This is a genomic window from Desulfocurvus sp. DL1XJH-121 (assembly GCF_054819825.1).
This window is the reverse complement of the sequence record NZ_JBTVWW010000008.1, coordinates 37116-59850: the sequence shown is the minus strand read 5'-3', so window position 1 is coordinate 59850 and position 22735 is coordinate 37116. Positions and strand designations below refer to the sequence as shown.

At 67.0% G+C, this 22735-nt stretch carries 24 protein-coding genes; 21 read left to right on the top strand and 3 right to left on the bottom strand.

Annotated elements, in window-relative coordinates:
• Position 1: 1 nt before the first annotated feature.
• Positions 2-652 carry a molybdate ABC transporter permease subunit gene (gene modB, locus ACYYG1_RS07510; protein ID WP_461209676.1) on the top strand — a complete coding sequence of 217 codons (651 nt, stop codon included), beginning with the start codon at positions 2-4 and terminating at the stop codon, positions 650-652.
• Positions 653-1411, top strand: a complete 759-nt coding sequence (locus tag ACYYG1_RS07505; protein WP_461209675.1) for an ATP-binding cassette domain-containing protein — start codon at positions 653-655, stop codon at positions 1409-1411.
• Here the strand turns inward: ACYYG1_RS07505 and ACYYG1_RS07500 are convergent.
• Complete coding sequence (locus tag ACYYG1_RS07500; RefSeq protein ID WP_461209674.1) at positions 1330-1683, bottom strand: winged helix-turn-helix domain-containing protein; 354 nt, start codon at positions 1681-1683, stop codon at positions 1330-1332. The genes ACYYG1_RS07505 and ACYYG1_RS07500 overlap by 82 nt on opposite strands.
• Before the next feature lie 465 nt (positions 1684-2148).
• On the opposite strand from ACYYG1_RS07500, the gene tyrS reads away from it, so the two are divergent.
• The 9 genes from tyrS to ACYYG1_RS07455 all read left to right on the top strand — a co-directional run bounded on the left by tyrS (position 2149) and on the right by ACYYG1_RS07455 (position 12053).
• The gene (gene tyrS / locus ACYYG1_RS07495) at positions 2149-3405 is read left to right on the top strand and encodes a tyrosine--tRNA ligase (RefSeq protein WP_461209673.1); all 1257 of its coding nucleotides are present in this window, start codon (positions 2149-2151) and stop codon (positions 3403-3405) included.
• 94 nt (positions 3406-3499) lie between these two features.
• On the top strand, positions 3500-3757 hold the full coding sequence (locus tag ACYYG1_RS07490) for an acyl carrier protein (protein WP_461209672.1): 258 nt from the start codon (positions 3500-3502) through the stop codon (positions 3755-3757).
• Positions 3750-4946 carry a class-II aminoacyl-tRNA synthetase family protein gene (locus tag ACYYG1_RS07485; RefSeq protein WP_461209671.1) on the top strand — a complete coding sequence of 399 codons (1197 nt, stop codon included), beginning with the start codon at positions 3750-3752 and terminating at the stop codon, positions 4944-4946. Before ACYYG1_RS07490 ends, ACYYG1_RS07485 begins: the two co-directional genes overlap by 8 nt.
• Positions 4916-5452: a GNAT family N-acetyltransferase gene (locus ACYYG1_RS07480; protein WP_461209670.1), complete on the top strand. Its 537-nt coding sequence runs from the start codon at positions 4916-4918 to the stop codon at positions 5450-5452. The genes ACYYG1_RS07485 and ACYYG1_RS07480 overlap by 31 nt, the downstream gene beginning before the upstream one ends.
• Entirely contained in the window at positions 5449-6864 is a 1416-nt protein-coding gene (locus ACYYG1_RS07475) for an MBOAT family O-acyltransferase (RefSeq protein ID WP_461209669.1), read from the top strand. The genes ACYYG1_RS07480 and ACYYG1_RS07475 overlap by 4 nt, the downstream gene beginning before the upstream one ends.
• Complete coding sequence (locus ACYYG1_RS07470; RefSeq protein ID WP_461209668.1) at positions 6830-7792, top strand: hypothetical protein; 963 nt, start codon at positions 6830-6832, stop codon at positions 7790-7792. The genes ACYYG1_RS07475 and ACYYG1_RS07470 overlap by 35 nt, the downstream gene beginning before the upstream one ends.
• Positions 7779-8645, top strand: a complete 867-nt coding sequence (locus ACYYG1_RS07465) for a UbiA-like polyprenyltransferase (RefSeq protein WP_461209667.1) — start codon at positions 7779-7781, stop codon at positions 8643-8645. The genes ACYYG1_RS07470 and ACYYG1_RS07465 overlap by 14 nt, the downstream gene beginning before the upstream one ends.
• A gap of 67 nt (positions 8646-8712) precedes the next feature.
• Complete coding sequence (locus ACYYG1_RS07460; protein WP_461209666.1) at positions 8713-9171, top strand: cereblon family protein; 459 nt, start codon at positions 8713-8715, stop codon at positions 9169-9171.
• Between the two features lie 158 nt (positions 9172-9329).
• Positions 9330-12053, top strand: coding sequence for a PAS domain S-box protein (locus ACYYG1_RS07455; protein ID WP_461209665.1), 2724 nt, complete (start codon positions 9330-9332; stop codon positions 12051-12053).
• Here the strand turns inward: ACYYG1_RS07455 and ACYYG1_RS07450 are convergent.
• Both ACYYG1_RS07450 and mnmL read right to left on the bottom strand, forming a co-directional pair.
• Positions 12050-12550 carry a methylated-DNA--[protein]-cysteine S-methyltransferase gene (locus ACYYG1_RS07450; protein ID WP_461209664.1) on the bottom strand — a complete coding sequence of 167 codons (501 nt, stop codon included), beginning with the start codon at positions 12548-12550 and terminating at the stop codon, positions 12050-12052. The two genes, ACYYG1_RS07455 and ACYYG1_RS07450, sit on opposite strands and share 4 nt — an antisense overlap.
• Entirely contained in the window at positions 12547-13515 is a 969-nt protein-coding gene (gene mnmL / locus ACYYG1_RS07445; RefSeq protein WP_461209663.1) for a tRNA modification radical SAM protein MnmL/YtqA, read from the bottom strand. The genes ACYYG1_RS07450 and mnmL overlap by 4 nt, the downstream gene beginning before the upstream one ends.
• A gap of 150 nt (positions 13516-13665) precedes the next feature.
• Here mnmL and ACYYG1_RS07440 point away from each other — a divergent pair, with 150 nt between their 5' ends.
• The 10 genes from ACYYG1_RS07440 (at position 13666) to atpA (ending at position 22727) form a co-directional block, all read left to right on the top strand.
• On the top strand, positions 13666-14706 hold the full coding sequence (locus tag ACYYG1_RS07440) for a rod shape-determining protein (protein ID WP_461209662.1): 1041 nt from the start codon (positions 13666-13668) through the stop codon (positions 14704-14706).
• A 127-nt stretch (positions 14707-14833) separates the two neighbouring features.
• The gene (gene mreC, locus ACYYG1_RS07435; protein ID WP_461209661.1) at positions 14834-15577 is read left to right on the top strand and encodes a rod shape-determining protein MreC; all 744 of its coding nucleotides are present in this window, start codon (positions 14834-14836) and stop codon (positions 15575-15577) included.
• 2 nt (positions 15578-15579) lie between these two features.
• A complete protein-coding gene (locus ACYYG1_RS07430; protein WP_461209660.1) occupies positions 15580-16044 on the top strand; it encodes a hypothetical protein in 465 nt (154 codons plus the stop codon).
• On the top strand, positions 16028-17818 hold the full coding sequence (gene mrdA / locus ACYYG1_RS07425) for a penicillin-binding protein 2 (RefSeq protein ID WP_461209659.1): 1791 nt from the start codon (positions 16028-16030) through the stop codon (positions 17816-17818). The genes ACYYG1_RS07430 and mrdA overlap by 17 nt, the downstream gene beginning before the upstream one ends.
• Positions 17815-18930, top strand: coding sequence for a rod shape-determining protein RodA (gene rodA, locus ACYYG1_RS07420; protein WP_461209658.1), 1116 nt, complete (start codon positions 17815-17817; stop codon positions 18928-18930). Before mrdA ends, rodA begins: the two co-directional genes overlap by 4 nt.
• A 62-nt stretch (positions 18931-18992) precedes the next feature.
• The gene (locus ACYYG1_RS07415) at positions 18993-19448 is read left to right on the top strand and encodes a bactofilin family protein (protein ID WP_461209657.1); all 456 of its coding nucleotides are present in this window, start codon (positions 18993-18995) and stop codon (positions 19446-19448) included.
• Positions 19449-19588: 140 nt separating this feature from the next.
• A complete protein-coding gene (locus tag ACYYG1_RS07410; protein ID WP_461209656.1) occupies positions 19589-20005 on the top strand; it encodes a F0F1 ATP synthase subunit B in 417 nt (138 codons plus the stop codon).
• A gap of 191 nt (positions 20006-20196) precedes the next feature.
• On the top strand, positions 20197-20667 hold the full coding sequence (gene atpF, locus ACYYG1_RS07405; protein WP_461209655.1) for a F0F1 ATP synthase subunit B: 471 nt from the start codon (positions 20197-20199) through the stop codon (positions 20665-20667).
• Positions 20664-21215, top strand: a complete 552-nt coding sequence (atpH, locus tag ACYYG1_RS07400; RefSeq protein ID WP_461209654.1) for an ATP synthase F1 subunit delta — start codon at positions 20664-20666, stop codon at positions 21213-21215. The genes atpF and atpH overlap by 4 nt, the downstream gene beginning before the upstream one ends.
• Before the next feature lie 3 nt (positions 21216-21218).
• Positions 21219-22727, top strand: coding sequence for a F0F1 ATP synthase subunit alpha (gene atpA, locus ACYYG1_RS07395; RefSeq protein ID WP_461209653.1), 1509 nt, complete (start codon positions 21219-21221; stop codon positions 22725-22727).
• The last annotated feature ends 8 nt before the right edge of the window (positions 22728-22735 follow it).

The following is a 22735-nucleotide window of genomic DNA, read 5'->3' as shown; positions in this document are numbered from 1 at the left end:
CATGACCGAACCGCTCCTGCTCTCGGCCAAGCTGGCCCTGGCGACGACACTGCTCATTCCCGTGGCGGCGGCACCGTTGGCCTACGTCCTGGCCTTCTTCCGCTTCCCCGGCAAGACCCTGGTGGACGCGCTCGCGTCCCTGCCCATGGTGCTGCCGCCCACGGTTCTGGGCTTCGCCCTGCTGGTGGCCATGGGACCCCGCGCGCCCATTGGCCGGGGGTGGGAGGCGCTGTTCGGCGAACGGCTGGTGTTCAACTTCGCGGGCATCCTCATCGCCTCGCTGGTCTACAACCTGCCGTTCGCCGTGCAGCCCCTGCGCGCCTCCTTCGAGAAGCTGGACCGTCGGCTCCTGGAGGCCGCCGAGGTCCTGGGCATGAGCCGCACGCGGGCCTTCTTCCAGGTGGTGCTGCCCAATTCCATCCCCGGCATCTGCGCGGCCTCGGTGCTGGTCTTCGCCCACAGCCTGGGCGAGTTCGGCGTGATCCTCATGGTGGGCGGCAGCATCCCCGGCAAGACCAAGGTGGCCTCGGTGGCCATCTTCGAGGCCGTGGAGGCCCTGCGCTACGACGACGCCCTGATGATGTGCCTGGCGCTCATCCCGGTCAGCTTCGCCGCGCTGATGGTCATCAACCATGTCAACGGGAGGCGCTAGATGCCCGGCCTGAGACTCAACGTGGCCAAGCGCCTGCCCCACTTCACCCTGGAAGCCGAGCTGCACTGCCCGCCCGGCAGCCTCACCGCCCTGGTGGGCCCATCGGGCGCGGGCAAGACGACGCTGATGCGCATCGCCGCTGGCCTCACGCGCCCGGACACGGGCACCGTGACCCTGGACGACGCGGTGTGGGTGGACACGGCAAAGGGCGCCTTCGTGCCCACGCGCAAGCGCGGCCTGGGCTTCGTGTTCCAGGACTATCCCCTGTTCCCGCACCTCACCGTGGCGGCCAACGTGGGCGTGGCGGCCAGGGACAAGGCGCGGGTGCGCGAACTGCTGGAGATGTTCGGCATCGCCCGGCTGGCGGACAAGAAGCCCGCGGCCATCTCCGGGGGCGAGCGCCAGCGCGCGGCCTTTTGCCAGGCCCTGGCCAGCGGCCCGGCCCTGCTGCTCCTGGACGAGCCCTTCTCGGCCCTGGACGCGTCCACGCGCAAGGCCCTGCGCGCGGAGCTGGCCGACCTGAAGACCGCCCTGGACATCCCCATCCTGCACGTGACCCACGACCTGGACGAGGCCAGGCAGCTGGGCGACAGGGTGGTGGCCCTGGACGAGGGGCGCATCTGCCCGGGATGGTGGGATCAGAACTGCAGCGGCGGGAACGGAAACGAGGGCGGATCTCAGCCCGACACGGGCCAGGGGAACAGCTCGTCCGCAAGGCGCACGGACTCGGCCTCCACTGCCGCCAGCCACTTCTCGTAGGCCTCCATGAGCTGGCGGCCCTCGTCCGTCAGGCTGTAGCCCTTCCTGTTGCCCCCTTCCTTGGCAACCAGGCTCAGGCCCAGGGTCTCCTCGACCTTCTTGATGTGGCCCCAGGCCGCCCGGTAGGACATGCCCATGCCCTTCACGGCCGCGGCCAGCGACCCTTGGTTCTCGATGGCGCGCAGGAGCATGGCGCAGCCCGGCCCGAAGGCCATCCGCCCCTCCTGCTCCAGCCAAATCTTGATCCGCATCCTGGTGTTGCGACCCTGCATCCGAAGCCTCCGTTGTGGGCATGCTCTTTCGAGCACGAGATTACCGATCCATATCATTATGGAAAACAGCTGCCAATACTGCATTCCCATGCTTTCCCCATGATCAGACAGTGTATCACGCCAAGGCCCGCGCATCATGGAAAATCCGCATGCGGACGCGAGGAAGGACGTGGAACCGCCCTGGGGCGACCCCGGCCCGCCGCAAGGCCCCACGGTTTGACTCCGGCGACGGGCGGGGCTACAAACGGCCTTCGCAGAGCGACCAATCCGGGGGAACCGATGACGACGATCCGCACACGCACCACTTCCTTGCCCCGCGCCCTCGCGCGCGGCGCGGCGTATCGCTAGCCCGGCGCTCCCCTGGGGACCGGCGCCGGGCAAGCCCCCTCGTCCCCCCGTATCCGGACCCGCATCGCATCCACGGCGCGCCTTGGGTGGCGCCAAGCCCCATAAAAGGAATATTTCGTGAATATCATCGACGAACTCAAATGGCGCGGCCTGATCTTCCAGACCTCCGACGAGGACGGCCTTCGCGACTGGTTCTCCACCCCGGGCCGCACCCTCTACTGCGGCTTCGACCCCACGGCCAAGAGCCTGCACATCGGCAACATGGTGCCGCTCCTCGCCCTGCTCAGGTTCAAGCGCGCCGGGCACGACCCCCTCGTGCTCATGGGCGGGGCCACGGGCCGCATCGGCGACCCCTCGGGCAAGGACGCCGAGCGCCAGCTCCTGGCCTACGAAACCATCGAGTCCAACATCGACAACATCCGTTCCCAGGTCCAGACCCTGTTCGGCGAGGGCACCCGCGTGGTCAACAACTACGACTGGACGCGGGAAATGACGGTCATCGAATTCCTGCGCGACGTGGGCAAGCACTTCACGGTCAACGCCATGATGGGCAAGGAGAGCGTGCGCCAGCGCATCGAGCGCGACGAGGTGGGCATCTCGTTTACCGAATTCAGCTACCAGGTGCTCCAGGGCATGGACTTCGAGCACCTCTACCGCGAATACGACTGCCGCCTGCAGATCGGCGGCTCGGACCAGTGGGGCAACATCACCGCGGGCACGGAGCTGATCCGTAAACGCTCGGCCGGGCAGGCCTACGCCCTGACCTTCCCGCTGTTGACCACGGCCAGCGGGGCCAAGTTCGGCAAGTCCGAGAAGGGCGCCATCTATCTGGACCCGTCCCTGACCCCGGTCTGGGAGTTCTACCAGTACTGGGTCAATGCGGACGACCGCGACGTGGTCAAGCTCCTCAAGTTCTTCACCTTCCGCAGCGAGGAGGAGATCGAGGCCCTGGAGGCGCGCGTGGCCGAGGCCCCGCACCTGCGCGAGGCCCAGAAGGTCCTGGCCGAGGACATGACCATCCTGGTGCACGGGGCGGACGAGCTGGCCAAGGTCCAGAACGCCGTGGACGTGCTCTTCGGCTCCGGCGACCCGGCCACGGCCGACGCCGCCACCCTGCGCGCGGCCCTGGACTCCGCGCCCAGCGTGGCCTACGCCCCGGGCGAGGTCCCGGCCCTGCCGCAGATTCTGGCCGACCTGGGGCTGGTCAAGTCCAAGGGCCAGGCCCGCAAGGACATCGAAGCCGGGGCCGTGCGCGTGAACATGGCCCCGGTCACGGACCAGGGATTCGCGCCCACGGACGGCGACTTCCTGCACGGCGAGATTCTGCTTGTCAAAAAAGGCAAGAAACACTGGGGTATTGTCACCCTGGGGTAAAGCGGCTACAGGATGAGGCTTGTAAACACCGGGGGTTTTGGCCGCGCCGCGACCCGGCGCGCGCGGCCCCGGGCAGACTCATGAGGACCTTTCCGTGCCACAGAGCATTCTCGACCAGTTGATGACGTTCGTGCGCGAGAACATGAACGTCGACCCGGGCGACAAGTATTTCACCCCCGACGTGGACCTGTTCGACTACGGCTATCTGGACTCCTTCGGCATCGTGGGCTTCACCCTGATGGTCAAGGAGACCTGGGGCCTGAACATGGATTCCGTGGACTTCTATTCCGACGGCTTCCGCACCATGCAGGAGCTTGCCGCGTATATCGAGGAGCACGCCGACAATGCCTGACGCCATCACCGTGCGGGTCCAGCGCCCCTTTGCCGGCCACGGCCTGGGGCAGGTCATCTACTCCGCCTCGTTCATCGACCCGGCCGTGACGGACGTGGCCTACGAGGACGGGACCTGGATCTTCACCCTGGACGCCCCGGTGGCCGAGGAAAAGCTGCTGGGGGGCCTGGAAACCCTTGTGGGACGCTACCAGGACGTGGTGCCGGACACCGTGACCCCGGTGTTCGCCGTGACCCCGCCCGAGGACGCGGTCTGGCCCGCGCGCCCGGCGTCGGGCGGCGGCACGGCCCCCATCCAGGAGATCCACCCGGGCCTGTTCATCTGGCGCGAGCCCGTGAGCGTACTGCTGCGATTCCTGGACGACATGGTGCTCAGGCGCTTCGCCAGATTCTTCGGGGCCAGCGAGGAGATCTACCCCAACTGCATCCCCGTGGACGGCCTGGGCCGCGCCAACCATTTCTCCTCCTTTCCCGAGCACCTGCACTTCCTGGCGCACCTGCCCCAGGACCTGGAAATCCTGGACGAGTTCGCCGAGAACGCCAAGGGCGTGACCAGCTGGAACAAGGTGGACATCCCGGCCCCGGCGCAGGCCAGGCTGGTGAACAACCCCTCCACCTGCTACCACTGCTACGCCGCGCGAGAGAACACCACGCTTGAGGCCAACACCGCCCTGACCGTGATCACCAAATGCCACCGCTTCGAGGCCGCCAACCACAAGGAATACGGCCGGCTGCTGGAGTTCTCCATGCGCGAGGTGGTCTTTTTGGGCGAGCCGGACTACATCCGCGACTGCCGCGCCAAGACTCTCGATCTGGTGCAGGCCCTGGCCGAGGACTGGACCCTGTACGGCGAGCTCACGGCCTCCAACGATCCCTTCTTCACCAACGACTACAAGGCCAAAAGCGCCCAGCAGCACCGCCTGGCAATGAAGATGGAATACCGGATGCTCATCCCGGGCAAGGACAAGAGGCTGGCCATCATGTCCTCCAACCTGCACGGACCGACGTTCTCCAAGGCCTTCAACATCACCATGGGCGGACGGCTGATCAACACGGGCTGCCTGGGCTTCGGCCTGGAGCGTCTGGCCCTGGCCATCCTGGCCCAGCACGGCATGGACCCCGCGGCCTGGCCCCGGGGACTGCGCGAGGACTACGAGGCATGGCGCAGCGGCGACCCGCTCCAGGGCTAAGCCCGGGGCTGAGCCCGCACTTCCGCAGGGCGACCCTGGACGACGCCGAGCGCATCTGCGCCTGGCTGAACACCCCGGAAATCAACCGGCTCCTGACCTCCAACCTGCGGGGAGTGGCGCTGAATCCCGGACTGGTGGCCGCGGGCCTGCGCCGCCCGGACCAGGCCTGGTTCCTGTTCTCCGAGTCCGAGGGCCGGGAGCCCGTGGGCCTCTTGGCCTTCGACAGCGTCGACATGGTGGACCGCATCGCAAACTTCTGGTTCCTCTTGGCCGAGCCGGGCCTGCGCGGCAGGGGCCTGACCCACACGGCCATCAGCGCCCTGCTGGACGCCAACCCCCTGGGCCTGGCCTCGGTGACGGCCTGGGCCGGGACGCCCAACAAGGCGTCCCTGGCCTGCATGCGCCGCGCCGGATTCCGGGAGGTGGGCGTCATCGAACGGGCCTTCGCGGTGGACGGCGAGGTCCACGACCGCATCCTGTTCCAGAAACTCCTTGAAAAGCCATGAACCTCGTTTCCCCTGAATTCATCGGCCTGGTCTTCGCCCTGGCCTCCCTGAGCGCGATCCTGCCCGGGACGCTGCGGCCGTATCTGATCCTGGCCATCAGCCTGGCCTTCTACGGCAGCTTCAACTGGGCCTTCCTGCCCCTCTTGCTGGGCGTGATCCTGGTCACCTGGGGCGGCGGGTTCGCCATCCAGAGAAGCGGGCAGTCCAAGACCGTCACCGGGCTGTGCGTGGTCCTGGCCGCCTCGCCCCTGGCCTTCTACAAGTACCTCCTGGTCTGGTTCCCGGCGGCCGCCGGCTTCCTGCCCAAGTCGGACCTCTATTTCGGGGGCTACGGCGACGTGCTGGTGCCCGTTGGCCTGTCCTTCTTCACCTTCCAGGCCATCGGCTACCTCATCGACATCCACCGCCGGGCCTACGACCCCGAGGCCAACCTGGCCCACGTGGCCCTGTTTTTGTCCTTTTTCCCGCAGCTTCTGGCCGGGCCCATCGAGCGCTTCGCCCAGTTGGCGCCGCAACTCAAGACGATCAAGCGCCCCAGCCCGGACATGCTGCTCTCGGGCCTGACCATGCTGCTCTACGGCCTGTTCCTGAAGCTCGTGCTGGGGGACCGGATAGCCATCCAGGTGGACAAGATATACGGCAACATCGACGTGCTCGGCGCGGGCGAGGCCCTCTTGGGCTGCGCCACGTTCACCCTGCAGCTGTTTGCGGATTTCGCGGGCTACAGCTTCATTGCCCTGGGCGCGGCGGCCCTGTTCGGCGTGCGCCTGACCCAGAACTTCAAGCAGCCGTTCTTCTCCGCCAACCTCGTGGAGTTCTGGCAGCGCTGGCACATCTCGCTGACGCGCTGGATCGGCGACTACCTGTACCGCCCCCTGGCCCGGCGGCTGGTCAGGGAGAAGGGGCTCTCCCGCTTCCAGCAGGAGGCCCTGACGCTGCTGGTGGTCTGGACGGCCATGGGCCTGTGGCACGGCGCGACCATGGTCTACGTGACCTTCGGCCTGTCCCAGGCCCTGACCATGATCCTGCTCAAGCGCTTCACCCGCCCCGGACGCCGCCCCTCGGCCGCGCCCTGGCGCACGGCCCTGGGCATGCTGGCCACGCTCCTCTTCGTCTGCCTGACCTTCGGCCTGTTGCGCGCGCCCTCCCTGGGGGCCTACGGCCAGATGCTCCACTCGATACTGACCCTGGCTCCGGACACCCTGGACATCGACCTGGGCAAGTACACGCCGCTGCTCCTGGCCCTGGTCCTGGGCGTGGAGGCGGCTAGGCGTTTCGCGCCGCGCCTGACTCTGGAAACCGGCGTCTGGCGGCGCTGCTGCGCCATGGCCGCCCTGTCCCTGGGCATCCTGCTCTTCACCTATTCCAATGAATACCATGCCGCACAAAACTTCATCTATTTCCGCTTCTAGCGCCTTCTGGGGCATCGCCCTGACCGTGCTCTTCGTGCTGGCGGTGGACCAGGCGTGCGGCTTGGTCATGGACTCCATCTACCCCCGGTCCACGGCCTCGCCCGTGGGGCGGATCGTCAACGCCGACCCCGAAAACCTGGTCCTGGGCTCCTCCACGGCCCGCTACGCCGTCAACCCCGAGACGTTTTTGCCCGGCACCCGCAACGGCGCGGAAAACGGCCAGTCCCTGTTCTACTGCGCCGCCGTCCTGCGCGCCCTGCCTCAGGACACGCGGCTGAAGCGCGTGTTCCTGGGCGTGGATCCCCTCGACCTGACGAACGGGCTGAAGACGCCCACCCTCAAGCACCTCTGGGCAGTGTACCCGCGCATCCGCAAAGATGCGCACCTGCGCCAGCGCCTGGGCACTCTGCGCCGCATCCGGGCCGTGGAATACCTCTCGGGCCTGTTCCCGCACCACAACGGCCTGTTCAACATGATCCGCCAATACCTGTTCCCCAAGCCCCCGGAGGACAGCCTCTATTCCTGGTATCCGGGGCAGCACCACGAGCTCACTCCCGCGAAGGCCCCCGAGGGGCCGCCCCACGCCCTGGACCCCGACGCGATGCAGGCCCTCAGGGACATCGCCGAGGACGCCCAGCGCCTCGGTGTGGAACTGGTTCCCTTCTCCTCGCCGGTCTACGGCCAGGTGCGGGAACACCTTGACGTCAACAGGCTCCTGTACGCAGGCCTGCGCGAGGCCCTGGCCCCGGCCCGCCCCACGGACCTCACGGACCACGACGACCCCAGGCTGGAGGCCTTCGCCATGACCAAGACCTATTTCTGGGACGGCCCGCACATGAACGATGTCGGCGGCAGGGAGTACGCGCGCCTGCTGGCCGACATGTACCGCCAACGCACCAGCCGGGAGGCAAGCCATGCCGGACAGTGAACAGCCCCGGAAGATCAACGCCGCGGCCCTGCTGCGCATGGTCAAGATCGAACACTCGGTGTTCGCCCTGCCGTTCGCCTACATCGGCATGGTCCTGGCCGCCGGGGGCTGGCCGGGGATCGCGCCCTTCACGCTCATCACCGTGGCCATGGTGGCCATGCGCACCTACGCCATGACCTTCAACCGTCTGGCGGACCTGCGCATCGACGCCAAGAACCCGCGCACCCAGGGCCGCGAACTGGTCACGGGCGAGGTCTCCAAGGGCCAGGCCTGGGCCGTGGTGGTGATCTCGGCCCTGGTCCTCGTGCTCTGCTGCGCGGGCCTGAACCGGCTCTGCCTGTACCTCTGCCCCATCCCCCTGGTGGTGGGCGCGGCCTACAGCTACACCAAGCGCTTCACCCCCCTGTGCCACTTCGTGCTGGGCTCCACCCTGGGCCTGGCCCCCGTGGCGGCCTGGCTGGGCGTGAGCCCCGCGTTCACGGTCACGGCCTGGCTGTTCTTCTTCGGCGTGACCTTCTGGGTGGCGGGCTTCGACATCCTCTACGCCTGCCAGGACGCGGACTTCGACCGCGCCGAGGGCCTGCATTCCCTGCCCGCGGACCTGGGCCTGCCGGGCGCCCTGGCCCTGGCCTTCATGTGCCATGCCTGCACGGCCATCTTCTTCGGCCTGGCCGGGGCCGACGCGGGTCTGGGCCTGGGCTGGTGGCTGGCCTGGGGAGCGGCCTCGGCCGCGCTCCTTTGGGAGCACACCCTCATCTCGGCCAACGACCTCTCGCGCCTGAACCTGGCCTTCTTCACGGTCAACGGCGTCATCGGCGTGTCCCTGTTCGGGGGCGTGCTCCTGGGCCTCTAGCGGGCGGCGAACCAGGGCGACCCCCCCTCGGCCTTGCCCCCTTCCCGGGGCTGTCGTATGGGGAACCATGCACGGCTCCCCCTTCCGCATCGGGCATGCGCCCCCGTATCCGCCGCCCGGGCCGGCGCTCCTGCTGTTGCGCGAGGCCCCGGGCCGGCCGGCGCGCGCCGTCCAGGGCAGGACAGAGGAGGACGCCCAGGACGCGGGCCGCAGGCTCCTTTGCCGGGGCTGCCGCGCGCCCATCACCCTGGAAACCCTGCGCATCACCGTCCAGGGCCAGCACGAGCACGTGCTGGTCAACCCGGCGGGCTACGTCTACCAGGTGGGCTGTTTTTCCGCGGCCCCGGGCTGTTCCCACGAAGGGGCGCCATCCTGGGAGTTCACCTGGTTCCCGGGGCATACCTGGCAGATCGCCGTCTGCCGGGCCTGCGACGCCCTCATGGGCTGGCGCTTCAGGACCCCCTCCGGAGACGGATTCCACGGCCTGATCCTGACCCACCTGGTGGAGGACGACGGAAAACAGTGATCTCCCGGCCGCTCCCCGGACCCGATTTTTCCCTTCCGCCCCGGAGTCGATGAATCGTCGCCGCCCTTCCTTGGCAACGGGGGCCCGGCAATGCTACAGTGTCCTACCCTCTTTCCCTCTGCTTCACGGATGCAACGCTCGACCCCGGGGACGGACGCATGAAACGCGACGGACACAGCACCACGCTCAGGCAGTTCCTGTGGATCTTCGTGCCGGTATGCCTGGTCGCGTGTTCCGTGGCCGTTTTCATCATCCGGCTCCAGACCACGATCCACGAACAGGCCCTGCGCACGGAAGAGCGCATCCTCGTGGATCGGGAAGCGGAACTCCTGGAGAGCGAACTCATCGTGCCCGTGCGGGACCTCCTGTTCCTGACCCGCCTTGCGGAGTCGCACCTCGTGGACCAGGGGCTCGGCATCGCCCAGGACGTCATCCAGGGAGATTTCTCCGAACTGGGCCGGGTCCGGTTCGAATACGACCAACTGCGTTTCCTGGGCCTGGACGGCCATGAACGGGCGCGCGTGGACCTGCGAAGCGGCAAGCCCCTGATCCGCCCCCGGAACGAGCTTCAGGACAAGTCCGAGCGGGACTATTTCAAGCGCGGCATGGCGGCCGAAAGCGGCATCTTCATGTCGCGGCTGGACCTGAACGTGGAGCGCGGCGTCGTGGAGACGCCCTACAGGCCCACCCTGCGCTTCACCAGCATCGTCCGCGACCCCAAGGCCTCGCCCGTTGGACTCCTGGTCCTGAACTACGACTGCCGCCGGACATTGACCCGGCTTCTCGAGGCCTCCAACGCCGCCACCGGCGGCTTCCAGCTTCTCAACGCGGAGGGAGGGTGGATACTGGCCCCCAGCCGGGACCTGGATTTCCATTTCCTGCTTTCCGGGGACAAGGCCCCGGGCTTCGCCAAAACCCAGCCCAAGGTCTGGAATGAGATCAACGCCTCCAGGCGGGGCCAGACGCTGACCTCCGAAGGCCTTTTCACCCACCGCACCCTGAGTCTGAACCGGCAGCTCACGATCTCGCCAAGCACCCGGGAGGCTCTGACCCTGGTTTCCGTGCTGCCCGTCCACAGGCTCCAGCCCTCCTGGCTGGGCGTCGGCTGGGCGTCCCTGGGGGGAACCGTGGCCGTGATGGCCGCGCTGTCCCTGCTCCTGGCCAGGGCCAGAAGCCGGGTCCTGCAATCCACCCTGGCCCTGAAACGCTCCGAGGAACGCTGGAGCTTCGCCCTGGAGGCGGCCCGGGACGGGGTCTGGGACTGGGACGTGCCCACGGACGTGGTGAACCTCTCCCCGCGCTGGAAGGAGATGCTGGGCTACGCACAGGACGAGGGCCCGGGGTCGCGGGAGGAGTGGGCCATGCTGGTCCACCCCGAAGACAGGGAACGGATCTTCGCGATCCTGGAGGAGCATCTCCGGGGAAAGACGCCGCACTTCGAATTCACGCACCGCGTGACGACGCGCGCGGGCGGCTACCGCTGGGTCCAGGTCCGGGGCCGGGTCGCGGAGCGCGACAGGGAGGGACGCCCCTTGCGCGCCGTGGGCACCCAGACCGACGTCACCGACCGCAAACAGGCCGAGGAACAGCTGGCCATCTCCCGCAAGAATCTGGCCCAGGCCCAGGCCATCGCCAAACTGGGAAGCTGGGACCTGGACGTCGCCAGCGGCAAAACCATCTGGTCCGACGAGATGTACCGCATCTACGGGCTGGAACCTTCAGAAGCGTCCCCCGACGCCGAAGCGTACCTGGAAAGCCTGCACCCCGAGGACGGAGACCGCCTGCGCCAGGTGCTGCAACAGACCATGGCCCAAGGCGGCAGCTACGTGGACCGCCACAGGTTCATCACAAAGAGCGGCCAGACCATCTGGGTGGAGGCCAGGGGCGAGGCCTGCCGGAACGAAAACGGCGACATCATCGGCCTGTCCGGCACCATCCAGGACATCAACGAAAGCATGCTCAACCGGCTGGAGCTCGAGGAACGCGAAGGCATGCTGCGCGCCATGAGCCAGGCCTCCAACGACGCTTTCATCGCCATCCAGGCCGAAGGCCGGGTCGTGCTCTGGAACCCCGCGGCCGAACGGCTCTTCGGGTTCAAGGCCGAGGAGGTCATGGGCCAGCCCGTGCACGATCTGGTGGCCTCCATCGAGGACGCGGCCAAGGCCGCAGAAGGATTCAGGGATTTCCAGACCACCGGCACGGGGGCGGTGGTGGGCACCACGCGCGAGATGAACGCCAGGCGCAGAGACGGAAGCGCGGTGCCCGTCGAGCTCTCGGTGGCGGCCTTCCAGCGCGGTGAAAAATGGTACGCCGTGGGCAGCGTCCGCGACATCACCAAGCGCAAGGAGAACGAGACCCGCCTCGTGGAGCTGGCCACCATCGACGGCCTCACGGGGCTGAACAACCGCCGCCACTTCATGGAGCTGGCCCACCGCGCCATGCGCCAGGCCCAGCGTCTCGACACCCACATGGCCGGGATCATGTTCGACGTGGACCACTTCAAGAACGTCAACGACACCCACGGCCACGACGCGGGCGACGCGGTGCTGCGCGGCCTCTCGGATCTGGCCGTCGGCACGTTCCGGGACATCGACATCCTGGGCCGCCTGGGCGGCGAGGAATTCGGCGTCATCCTGCCCCAGGCCCAAGCCCAAACGGCCGCCCTGGCCGCCGAACGGCTGCGCGCGGCCGTGGAGGCAGCGGCCCTGGAAACCCCGGCCGGTGAGCTGCGCATCACCGTGAGCATCGGCGTGGCCGTGCTGGCGGACGACGTCCAGGACGTCGAGGCCCTGCTCAAACGCGCGGACCAGGCCCTGTACCGGGCCAAGCAGACGGGCCGCAACAAGGTCGAAGCCTTCGCCCCGGATCCCGAAAAGGACTAATTTCCGGCGGGCAAGGCCCCTTCCAGGCGCAGCAGGTGCTCCTTGAGCCCCACCCCGCCCTGGCCCGAGAAGCCGGTCATGCTTCCGTCCGAGCCCAGCACCCGGTGGCAGGGAACAACGAGAGGCCAGCGATTACGGGCCATGACCTGGCCCACGGCCCGGGCCGCGCGCGGGGAACCGACCATGGCCGCCAGCCGCCCGTAGCTCACCACCCGGCCGAAGCCCACCTCCTCGTGCAGGGTGCGCAGCACCCGACCCGTGAACCCGGGCAGTTCCTCCCAGGGGATGGGCAGGCCGGAGAACTCCGTCTTCTCGCCCGCCGCGTAGCGCGCGAAGGCCTCCCGCAGCCCGGCGTGGGCTCCGGAATGCCCTTGGGGCGTGGTCTTGTGACCGGCGGCCAGCAGGATGTGGGTCCCGGCCAGCACCTCGCCGCGCCAGGTGAGCTCCAGGGCCAGATCTCCGGCCACCAGGCATTCGGTCTTCCAGGTCTCGCTCATGACGACTCCTTGCTTTGCGTTGCGCGCGGGTGCTCGGGGTTGAACCAGGCGGGGACGGCGTCCGGAGCCCCGGCCTCGCATCCCTGCCACACATCCCGCTCCTTGAGGATCGCGGCCAGATCGCGCAGGACCTCGGACTTGCGCGCGGCCCAGTCCGGGGCCAAGAGCTCCCCGGGACGCGGATCCGAGGCCAGGCGGTGGACCACCATGTCGGGGCGCAGCCGGGGCAGGGCCCGGGCCAGCATCTCCACGTAGGCGGCCTGTTCCAGGGGCGCGTAGTCCCCGGCCAGGAAATCCCGGGCCAGGGGCGCGCCCTTGCAGACGTAGAGGTTATGCAGCTTGATCCCGGCCACGGGCAGGGCGCTGACGAACTCCACGCTGGCCTCGAAGCCGCCCTCCCGCTCCCCGGGCAACCCGGCCACAAGATGCGCGCAGACCTTGAGCCCGCGGCCGGCGGCCGCGCGCGCGGCGCGGGCGAAGTCCCCGGCCGTATGCCCCCGGTTCACGCCCGCGAGCACCGCGTCGTCCGCGGACTGCAGGCCCAGATCCAGCCAGAATTCGTCCACCCCTGCGTCCGCGAGCACGTCCAGGCGCTCCTCGTCCAGGCAGTCCGGCCGCGTGCCCACGGCCACCCCGGCCAGGGCGGGCAGGGCCGCCAGGCGCGCGAGCAGCCCGCGCAGCCGCTCGGGCGAACAGTGGGTGTTGGAAAAGGATTGCAGGTAGGCCAGAAACGGCCCCTCGGGGTTCCGGGAACGGGCGCGCCAGGCCTCCCACTGGCCCTCCAGGTCCACGCCCCGGCCGAACTGGCCCGTGCCCGAGCCCAGCTCGTTGCAGAAGGAGCACCCCCGCAGCGAAAGGGTCCCGTCCCGGTTGGGGCAGCTGGCCCCGGCGTCAAGAGGGATTTTCCGGATTCTGCGCCCGAACCGCCTGCGAAAATACGCGGACAGGGAATAGTGCCTGAACACTCCGAAATTCCGGGTTTTTTGAACGTTTCACGGCTATGCTTGCCATGAAAAACCGTTTTGGATATCACCACTTTATTTGACATCAAAGGCGGAAACAGAGAAGATTCCACGCTGTTCGACCCACCAATGAGTTGACCCAAGAGAGAGCACATGTCCAGAGTTTTGGATTCCGTACTAGGCTTCTTCTCCAACGATCTGGCCATCGACCTCGGCACGGCCAACACCTGCGTCTACGTCAAGGGCCAGGGAATCGTGCTGCGGGAGCCCAGTGTCGTGGCCGTGAAACAGGACGGACGCGGCGGCCAGAAGGTCCTGGCCGTGGGCAACGAGGCCAAGCAGATGCTCGGGCGCACCCCGGCCAACATCGTGGCCATCCGGCCCATGAAGGACGGCGTCATTGCGGACTTCGACATCACCCAGAAGATGCTCAGCTATTTCATCCGCAAGGTGCACAACTCCCGCCGCCTGGTGCGGCCCCGGATCATCATCTGCGTGCCCACGGGCATCACCCAGGTGGAGAAGCGGGCCGTGAAGGAGAGCGCCGAGAGCGCGGGCGCCCGCGAGGTCTACCTCATCGAGGAGCCCATGGCCGCGGCCATCGGCGCCAACCTGCCCATCACCGAACCTACCTCCAACATGGTGGTGGACATCGGCGGCGGCACCACCGAGGTGGCGGTCATCTCCCTGTCCGGCGTGGTCTACTCCAAGTCCGTGCGCGTGGGTGGCGACAAGATGGACGAAGCCATCATGCAGCACGTCAAGCGCAAGTACAACATGCTCATCGGCGAAAGCACCGCCGAACAGATCAAGATCCAGGCTGGCAGCGCCTACCCCTGCGACAGCGAGGTGGAGATGGCGGTCAAGGGCCGGGACCTGGTCTCGGGCATCCCCCAGAACATCACCATCACCTCCGAGGAGGTGCGCAAGGCCATATCCGAGCAGGTGGACGCCATCGTCCAGGCCTGCCGCATCGCCCTGGAGCAGACCCCGCCCGAGTTGGCCGCGGACATCGTGGACCGCGGCATCGTGCTCACCGGCGGCGGCGCGCTCCTCAAAGGTTTGGACCAGCTTCTGCGCGAAGAGACCGGACTGCCCATCACGGCCGTCGACGACCCCCTGTCCACCGTGGTCCTCGGCTCCGGCAAGGCCCTGGACAATCTCGACGTGCTGAAGGAGGTCACCATCGATTAGCCTCCGCTCCACCAAGGGCGTCGTCATCGCCCTTCTTCTGGCTCTGTCGACGTACCTGAGCCTGTATACGTGGAACGCCCGCACGGGCGCTCTCGATACCCTATCCAGTCGTTCCGGCCTGGAATTCGTGGCCTGGGTCCTGCGCCCGGGCCGCTGGGTTTCGGACCAGGTGGTCACGACCTGGAACCGCTACATCTATCTGGTTGACCTGCGCCAGGAGAACGAATTCCTGCGCCGCAGACTGGACGACTTCTCCCTGGAGCTGGCCGGATTGCGCGAGCAGGCCGCCGAGGCCTTGCGCCTGCGCAGGCTCCTGGACTTTCCCCCGCCCGTGCGCTGGACCACGTCGGGCGCGCGGGTCATCGCCCAGCGCCTGGGCCCCAACGCCGTGCTGGACACGGTGATGGTGGACAAGGGCACGTCCTCCGGGATCGCGGTGAACACCCCCGTGGCCACGCCCGAAGGCCTGGTGGGCCGCGTGCTGCGCGCCGGGTTCACGTCCTCCAACCTGCTGCTGCTCACGGACCAGAACAGCAAGATCCCCGTGCTCGGCGAAACCAACCGCACTACGGGCATCCTCACGGGCCGGGGCCCCGGGGACCTCGAGGTGCGCTACGTGCCCCTCAATGCGCCCATCGCCCTGGGCGAGCTGCTGCTGACCTCCGGCCTGGCGAGCATCTATCCCAAGGGCCTGCCCGTGGCCCGGGTCTCGTCCATCGAGCGCTCCGAGATTTCCCTGTTCCTCACGGTGCGGGCCACGCCCCTGGTCGACCTGCGCGACCTGGAGGAGGTCCTGCTCCTGCACCGGACGCACGACGCGCCGGGGGCCCCGGCGATGGAAGCGGCCCCGCCCGAAACCCCCGGGGGCTGACCGTGCACCCCGTCACCTTCTGGCTCATCTACACCATCGCGGGGGTCTGGGCCCAAATGGTCCTGCCCGGCGTGGACTTCTTCGCCCCGGCCGTGGTGGTCTGCCTGCAGGAGCGCCGCCTGCGCCAGCTGTGCTGGCTGCTGCCCCTGTGGATCATGATCCAGGAAGGCGCGGGCAACATACCCTTCGGCTCCATGATCCTCTGGTATGCGGGCCTCTCCGCCGTGTTCGTCATCGGACGCTGGCTGTTCGAGTCGCGCAACGTGGTCTTCGTCCTGATCATCGGCATGGTCATGGGCGGCTGGCGCTTCGTCCTGGTGCAGCTCATGGCCGGGCTCCAGGGCCTGGAGGTGGGCGAGCACGCCCTGTTCGTGGAAAGCGTGCAGCAGGCCGTGCTCTTCCCCCTGATCTGGGCCCTGGCCTTCAACCTCTACCGCAGCAAGGTCCCCGATGCCGGCACAGTATGAACCGGAAGGCCAGTCCCCTCCCGCCAGCGGACTGATCCTGCTCCAGGCGTGCGTCTGGGGCCTGTTCTGCGTGTTCGTGCTGCGCTTCTGGTTCCTGCAGATCTACAAGGGCGAGGAGTTCGCGGCCAAGGCCCGGGACAACCAGCTCCGCCAGGAGGCCCTGTTCGCCCCGCGCGGCCTGGTGCGCGACCACGAGGGCAAGCTCCTGGCCGTGAACGAGCCCTCCTACGCCCTGGGCCTGGTGCGCGAGGACGTGCGCGACCTGGACGCCACCCTGAACAAGGTCAGCGAGTGGACGGGCATCGACCGGGCCGAGCTGGACGCCCGCTACAAAAAGGGCAAGGGCCGGGTCAAGCCCTTCGAGCACCTGCTGTTGGCCCACGACCTGTCCTTCGAGACCCTGGCCCGCATCGAGGCCAACGCCCTGTTCTGGCCGGGCCTGGAGATCGTGGTCCGGCCCAAGCGCTACTACCCCCAGCAGGACCTCCTGGCCCACGTGTTGGGCTACGTGGCCGAGGCCAACGAGGAGGAGCTGGAGGCCAACTCCGAGCTGGCACTGGGCGACGACATCGGCAAGGGCGGCCTGGAGCTGGTGCTGGAGGACCGCCTGCGCGGGGCCAAGGGCCTCAGGCAGGTGGAGGTGGACGCCACTGGCCGCCGCCTGAACCAGATGGTCCTGCGCGAGCCCGTGGCCGGACAGGACATGGCCCTGTCCATCGATCTCGGGCTGCAGGCCCACGCGGCGCAGCTGCTCAAGGACCAGGCCGGGGCCATCGTGGTCATGGACCCCTTCACGGGCCGCATCCTGGCCTTTGTGGGCCAACCCTCCTACGACGCCAACATGTTCGTCACGGGCCTGTCCCAGGAGCAGTGGGCCGCCCTGCGCGACGACCCCAGGCATCCCCTGCAGAACCGGGTCATCCAGAGCATGTTCCCGCCGGGCTCCATCTTCAAGCTCGTGGTGGGCGGCGCGGTGCTGGAAAACGGCATCGACCCCGAGGAAACCGTGTTCTGCAATGGCCAGATGCGCCTCGGCCGCCGCATCTTCCGCTGCTGGCGCAAGCGGGGCCACGGCCACGTGAACTTCATGAAGGCCGAGGTCGATTCCTGCGACGTGTATTTCTATACCATGGGCGACCGCCTGGGCGTGGAGAAGATGTCGCCTTTCGCCAAGGGCTGCGGCTTCGGGCAGAAAACGGGCATCGCCCTGCCCCACGAAAAGGCCGGTCTGGTGCCCTCCCCCGAGTGGAAGCGCAAGCGCTTCGGCCAGCCCTGGGTGGGCGGCGACAACCTGAACATGGCCATCGGCCAGGGCTTCAACCTGGTCACCCCTTTGCAGGTCACGCGCTTCGTGGCCGCCCTGGTCAACGGCGGCACCCTGTACCGGCCCCTGCTCCTGGAGGACGAACAGCCCGAGGCCATGGGCGCCCTGCCCATGAGCGACGAGACCCGCCAAATGATCGTCCGGGCCATGGAGGAGACCGTTGAAAGCGGCACGGCCAGGCGCCTGAAGCGCAAGGGCGCGCGCATGGGCGGCAAGACCGGCACGGCCCAGGTGGTGCGCCTGAAACTCAAGGAAGGCGACGAGCGCCGCAAGCTGGAGGAGATGGCCTACGAGGAACGCGACCACGCCTGGCTGGCCTCCTTCGGCGAAAAGGACGGCAAGACCTATGTGGCCGTGTGCATGGTGGAGCACGGGGGCCACGGCGGCTCCGCGGCCGGGCCCGTGCTGAAGAAGGTCTACGACTATCTGTTCTCGGAGAAGATGCCATGACCCTCATCGACCGCCGCATGATCCACCACATCAACTGGGCCCTGTTCGGCCTGGCGCTGATGCTCTTCGCCACGGGCGTCCTGAACCTGTACTCGGCCAGCGGGTTCCGCATGGAGACGGGCGTGGCGCTGAACCCCTACTATCAGAAGCAGCTGGCCTGGGGGTTCATCGGCCTGGGCGGCATGCTGGCCTGCATCTTCCTGGACTACCGGCACTTGAAGACCATGGCCTGGCCCCTGTTCTGGATCACGGTGGGGCTTCTGGCCTGCGTGCCCCTGTTCGGCAAGACCATCTACGGCGCGCGGCGCTGGCTGGACCTGGGCTTCTTCAATTTCCAGCCCAGCGAACTGGCCAAGATCAGCATCCTGCTCCTGGGGGCCAAGCTGCTGTCCAAGGGCCAGCGCCCCCTGGGCTGGGCCGGGCTGTTCGGCGTGGTCTGCGTGGGCCTAGTGCCCGCCGGGCTCATTGTGCTCCAGCCGGACCTGGGATCGGGCCTGTCCGTGCTCATGCTGCTGGGCGGATTGATCCTCTATCGCGGCCTGCAGCGCGGGGTGCTCAAGACCCTGCTGATCACGGTTCCGGCGCTCCTGCCCCTGGGCTGGTTCTTTCTGCACGACTACCAGAAGCAGCGCATCCTGACCTTCCTGAACCCGGGCAGCGACCCCCTGGGCAGCGGCTACCACATCCTGCAGTCCCAGATCGCCATCGGCTCCGGCCGGATGTGGGGCAAGGGCTTTTTGGCGGGCACCCAGTCCCAGCTCCGGTTCCTGCCCGAAAAGCACACCGACTTCGCCATCGCGGTGTTCGGCGAGGAGTGGGGATTCATCGGCTGCATAATTTTGCTTTCACTTTTCAGCCTCTTTCTGTATCAAATTTTTCTCACAGCACAGGACGCCAAGGACAGATTCGGAAGCTTTTTGGCGGCCGGGGTCTTTTTCTACTTTTTCTGGCAGATCCTCATCAACATGGGCATGGTCCTCGGATTGATGCCCGTGGTGGGGATTCCGCTGCCGTTCATCAGCTACGGCGGCAGCGCCATGGTCGTGAACCTCTGCCTCGTGGGCGTGGTGATGAACGTCTCCATGCGCCGCTTCGTGTTCAAACGGTCCTGACCCCCTCAGGTTCGAACCACGACCTCGAACCTTTTTTCACACAGATCCCAAGGAGACCAGACATGGCACGGGATGAGATAAACGCCTTCCTCGGAACCGGAACCACATACCAGGGCAAGCTGGACTTCCAGGGGTCCGTGCGCATCGACGGCAAGTTCAAGGGCGAAGTGACCTCCAAGGGCACCCTGGTGGTGGGCAAGGACGCCAACGTCGAGGGCTCGGTCCAGGTGGGCCAGCTGATCATCAGCGGCAAGCTGGAGGGCGAGGTCCAGGCCCTGGAAAAGGTCGTGCTGCACAAGACCGCCAACATCCTCGGCCGGGTCAACACCCCGGTGCTGGTCATGGAGGAGGGCGCGGTCCTGGAGGGCGAGATCACCATGGGCACCAAGGCCCAGTCCAAGGCCCCCCGCGCCGGCGCTCCGACGGCGGCGTCAGGGCCCGGACCCCAGGCCGCCGCGCCCGCCCAGACGGCCGCCAAACCGGCCTTTCCCAAGGCGGCCCAGGCCGACGGGAAATAATATTTCTGTAGTTATATCAGATAGTTAGTTATATCGCTAACTAGCCGGGCAGACAGGAAAAAGTCTTTGACAGGGCTAGCTAAATTAGCTAAAGCCCGTTTGACTTTGCTCATTAATTCACAACCTCCGAGAGGGCGAGTATGATTGATCTGGACTACACGTTCTTCATTCAGTTCGTGAACTTCATCGTCACTTTGGCGGTTCTGAATTTCCTCCTTATTCGCCCCATCCGGGACATCATTTCCAAGCGCAACTCCCATATGTCCAAGATGGTGGACGACGCGGAGGAATTCGCCGCCGACGCCGAAGCGAAGCTCAAGAACTACGAAAAGCAGCTCCACGACGCCCGCGCGGCCGGCACCGAACGGCGCAACGGATTGAAGGACGAAGGCTCCGCCCAGGAGAAGAACATCCTCTCCGCCGCCGGCCAGGAAGCCGCCGGCGCCCTCAAGGCCGAGCGCGAGGCCGTGGCCACGGAGATGTCCGCCGCCATGGGCGAGCTTCAGGGCCGGGTGGACATGCTGGCCGGAAAAGTCGCGGACAAGGTGCTCGGCTGAAGACAGTAAAGGCGAAACCCGGCTCGGCCGTGGTTTCGCCTTGCTCTATTTGACGCTTAAGAAACGGTTGGAAGAAGGAGGGTCCCGCGTTGACAATTCTCAGACGACTTTTGCCCGCGATGCTTCTCGTGCTCGCTGCCGCGGCGGTGGCCTCGGCCGCAGAGGGCGGGGCGCACGCGGCGCACGAGAGCATGACGACCACGCTGCTGCGGGTCGTGAACTTCCTCTTTTTCATCGGCATCATCTGGTGGTTCGGGCGCGGCGCAATCGCCAACATGTTCGGCGGGCGGCGCAAGAACATCCAGTCCCAGCTCGGGGAACTTGAGGAACGCAAGCAGGCCGCCGAAAAGCGCCTGGGCGAGGTGGAGGCGAGCATCGCCGGCATCGAGGCCGAACGCGAGCAGATCCTGGCGGACTTCACCAAGCAGGGCGAGGCCCTCAAGGCCGCCATCATCGAGAATGCGCACCAGGCAGCCGAGCGCATCAAGGAGCAGGCGACCATGACCGCGGCCAACGAGCGCAACGCGGCGCTGAAGGCCGTGCGCGCCGAGATCGCCGAGCTGGTCATCGAGGCCGCCGAAAAGGCCCTGGCCGGCAAGCTCACCGCCGAGGAGCACAACAAGCTGATCGATGACTACTTAACAAAGGTGGTGCTCAATTGACGGCCGACATCGTTGCACGCAGGTACGCCCGCGCGCTCTTCTCCATTGCGAAGAGCCAGGGCGACGCCAACATGAAGGCGTACGGCAAGGACCTGGCCGAGATCGCCGCGACGCTCACGGAGAATCCCGAGCTCCTGCGGGTCTTCAAGAACCCGCTGTTCAGCGTCGAGGAGAAGAAGGCCATCGTGGACAAGCTGCTTGCCCATCTGGCCCCCAGCGCCACCACCAAGAACTTCTGCTTCCTTCTGGCCGACAAGGACAGGCTGTCCAAGTTGCCCGAAATCGAAGCGTACTATGGCGCTCTGCTGGACGAGGCCAACGGCGTGGTCCGTGGCCAGCTCGTCACGGCCATCGAGCTCGGGGACGCCAAGCAGGAGGAAGTCAAGAAGCAGCTCGCCGCGCAGCTGGGCAAAGAGCTGATTCTGGATTTCACGGCCGACGCCGATATCCTGGGCGGCGTCGTGCTGAAGGTTGGGGACAAGATCTTGGACGCGAGTCTCAAGGCACAGCTCAACGCTATGAAAGAACAGATCAAAAGGGGTGAGTAGGCGATGCAGATCAAAGCTGAAGAGATCAGTAAGATCATCGAGGATTCGATCCAGAATTACGAGTCCAAGGTTGAGATGTCCGAGACCGGCACCGTCCTCTACGTGGGCGACGGTATCGCCCGCGTCCATGGCGTCGAGAACGTCATGGCCATGGAGCTCCTGGAGTTCCCCGGCGGCCTGATGGGCATGGCCCTCAACCTTGAAGAGGACAACGTCGGCGTCGCGCTCCTGGGCGATGACACGGGCGTGAAGGAAGGCGACCCGGTCAAGCGTACCGGCAAGATCTTCTCCGTGCCCGTGGGCGACGCGGTCATGGGCCGCGTCATCAACCCCCTGGGCCAGCCCATCGACGGCCTGGGGCCCATCGACGCCCCGGACCTCCGCCCGGTGGAGCTCAAGGCGCCCGGCATCATCGCGCGCAAGTCCGTGCATGAGCCCATGTACACCGGCCTCAAGGCCATCGACGCCATGACGCCCATCGGCCGCGGCCAGCGCGAGCTGATCATCGGCGACCGCCAGACCGGCAAGACCGCCGTGTGCATCGACGCCATCCTGGCCCAGAAAGATTCGGACGTGCACTGCATCTACGTGGCCATCGGCCAGAAGAAGGCCTCGGTGGCCCTGGTGGCCGACGTGCTCAAGCAGCACGGCGCCATGGAGTACACCACCATCATCTCGGCCACGGCTTCCGAGCCCGCGCCCCTGCAGTTCATCTCCGCGTACACCGGCGCGACCATCGGCGAGCACTACCGCGACAACGGCAAGCACGCCCTGATCATCTACGACGACCTTTCCAAGCAGGCCACGGCCTACCGCCAGATGTCCCTGCTGCTCCGCCGCCCGCCGGGACGCGAAGCCTTCCCGGGCGACGTCTTCTACCTGCACTCCCGCCTGCTGGAGCGCTCGGCCAAGGTCAACGACTCCCTGGGCGCCGGTTCCCTGACCGCCCTGCCCATCATCGAGACCCAGGCCGGCGACGTGTCCGCGTACATCCCGACCAACGTGATCTCCATCACCGACGGCCAGGTGTACCTGGAGCCCAACCTGTTCAACGCGGGCGTGCGGCCGGCCATCAACGTGGGCCTGTCCGTGTCCCGAGTGGGCGGCGCGGCCCAGATCAAGGCCATGAAGCAGGTGGCCGGCACCATGCGTCTGGACATGGCCCAGTACCGCGAGTTGGCGGCCTTCGCCCAGTTCGGTTCGGACCTGGACAAGGCCACCAAGGCCAAGCTGGACCGCGGCGCGCGCCTGGTGGAGCTCTTGAAGCAGCCCCAGTACAAGCCGCAGCCCGTGCAGGAGCAGGTCGCCTCCATGTTCGCCGCCACCCGCGGCTACATGGACGACGTGCCCGTGGAGAACATCGCCCGCTTCGAGACGGAGTTCTTCGAGTTCATGCGCAATTCCAAGGCTGACATCCTGGCCGCCATCAAAGAAAAGGCTGTCATCGACGACGACATCGAGGCCAAGTTGCGCGCGGCCATCGACGAGTTCAAGAAGACCTTCCAGGCCTAAGGCGGAGG

Excerpts from the sequence above, each read along its gene's own strand:
- modB (WP_461209676.1), top strand. The coding sequence starts at position 2 with ATGACCGAACCGCTCCTGCTCTCGGCCAAGCTGGCCCTGGCGACGACA.
- ACYYG1_RS07505 (WP_461209675.1), top strand. The coding sequence starts at position 653 with ATGCCCGGCCTGAGACTCAACGTGGCCAAGCGCCTGCCCCACTTCACC.
- ACYYG1_RS07500 (WP_461209674.1), bottom strand. The coding sequence starts at position 1,683 with ATGCAGGGTCGCAACACCAGGATGCGGATCAAGATTTGGCTGGAGCAG.
- ACYYG1_RS07485 (WP_461209671.1), top strand. The coding sequence starts at position 3,750 with ATGCCTGACGCCATCACCGTGCGGGTCCAGCGCCCCTTTGCCGGCCAC.
- ACYYG1_RS07480 (WP_461209670.1), top strand. The coding sequence starts at position 4,916 with ATGGCGCAGCGGCGACCCGCTCCAGGGCTAAGCCCGGGGCTGAGCCCG.
- ACYYG1_RS07475 (WP_461209669.1), top strand. The coding sequence starts at position 5,449 with ATGAACCTCGTTTCCCCTGAATTCATCGGCCTGGTCTTCGCCCTGGCC.
- ACYYG1_RS07470 (WP_461209668.1), top strand. The coding sequence starts at position 6,830 with ATGCCGCACAAAACTTCATCTATTTCCGCTTCTAGCGCCTTCTGGGGC.
- ACYYG1_RS07465 (WP_461209667.1), top strand. The coding sequence starts at position 7,779 with ATGCCGGACAGTGAACAGCCCCGGAAGATCAACGCCGCGGCCCTGCTG.
- ACYYG1_RS07460 (WP_461209666.1), top strand. The coding sequence starts at position 8,713 with ATGCACGGCTCCCCCTTCCGCATCGGGCATGCGCCCCCGTATCCGCCG.
- ACYYG1_RS07455 (WP_461209665.1), top strand. The coding sequence starts at position 9,330 with ATGAAACGCGACGGACACAGCACCACGCTCAGGCAGTTCCTGTGGATC.
- ACYYG1_RS07450 (WP_461209664.1), bottom strand. The coding sequence starts at position 12,550 with ATGAGCGAGACCTGGAAGACCGAATGCCTGGTGGCCGGAGATCTGGCC.
- ACYYG1_RS07440 (WP_461209662.1), top strand. The coding sequence starts at position 13,666 with ATGTCCAGAGTTTTGGATTCCGTACTAGGCTTCTTCTCCAACGATCTG.
- mrdA (WP_461209659.1), top strand. The coding sequence starts at position 16,028 with ATGCCGGCACAGTATGAACCGGAAGGCCAGTCCCCTCCCGCCAGCGGA.
- rodA (WP_461209658.1), top strand. The coding sequence starts at position 17,815 with ATGACCCTCATCGACCGCCGCATGATCCACCACATCAACTGGGCCCTG.
- ACYYG1_RS07415 (WP_461209657.1), top strand. The coding sequence starts at position 18,993 with ATGGCACGGGATGAGATAAACGCCTTCCTCGGAACCGGAACCACATAC.
- ACYYG1_RS07410 (WP_461209656.1), top strand. The coding sequence starts at position 19,589 with ATGATTGATCTGGACTACACGTTCTTCATTCAGTTCGTGAACTTCATC.
- atpF (WP_461209655.1), top strand. The coding sequence starts at position 20,197 with ATGACGACCACGCTGCTGCGGGTCGTGAACTTCCTCTTTTTCATCGGC.
- atpA (WP_461209653.1), top strand. The coding sequence starts at position 21,219 with ATGCAGATCAAAGCTGAAGAGATCAGTAAGATCATCGAGGATTCGATC.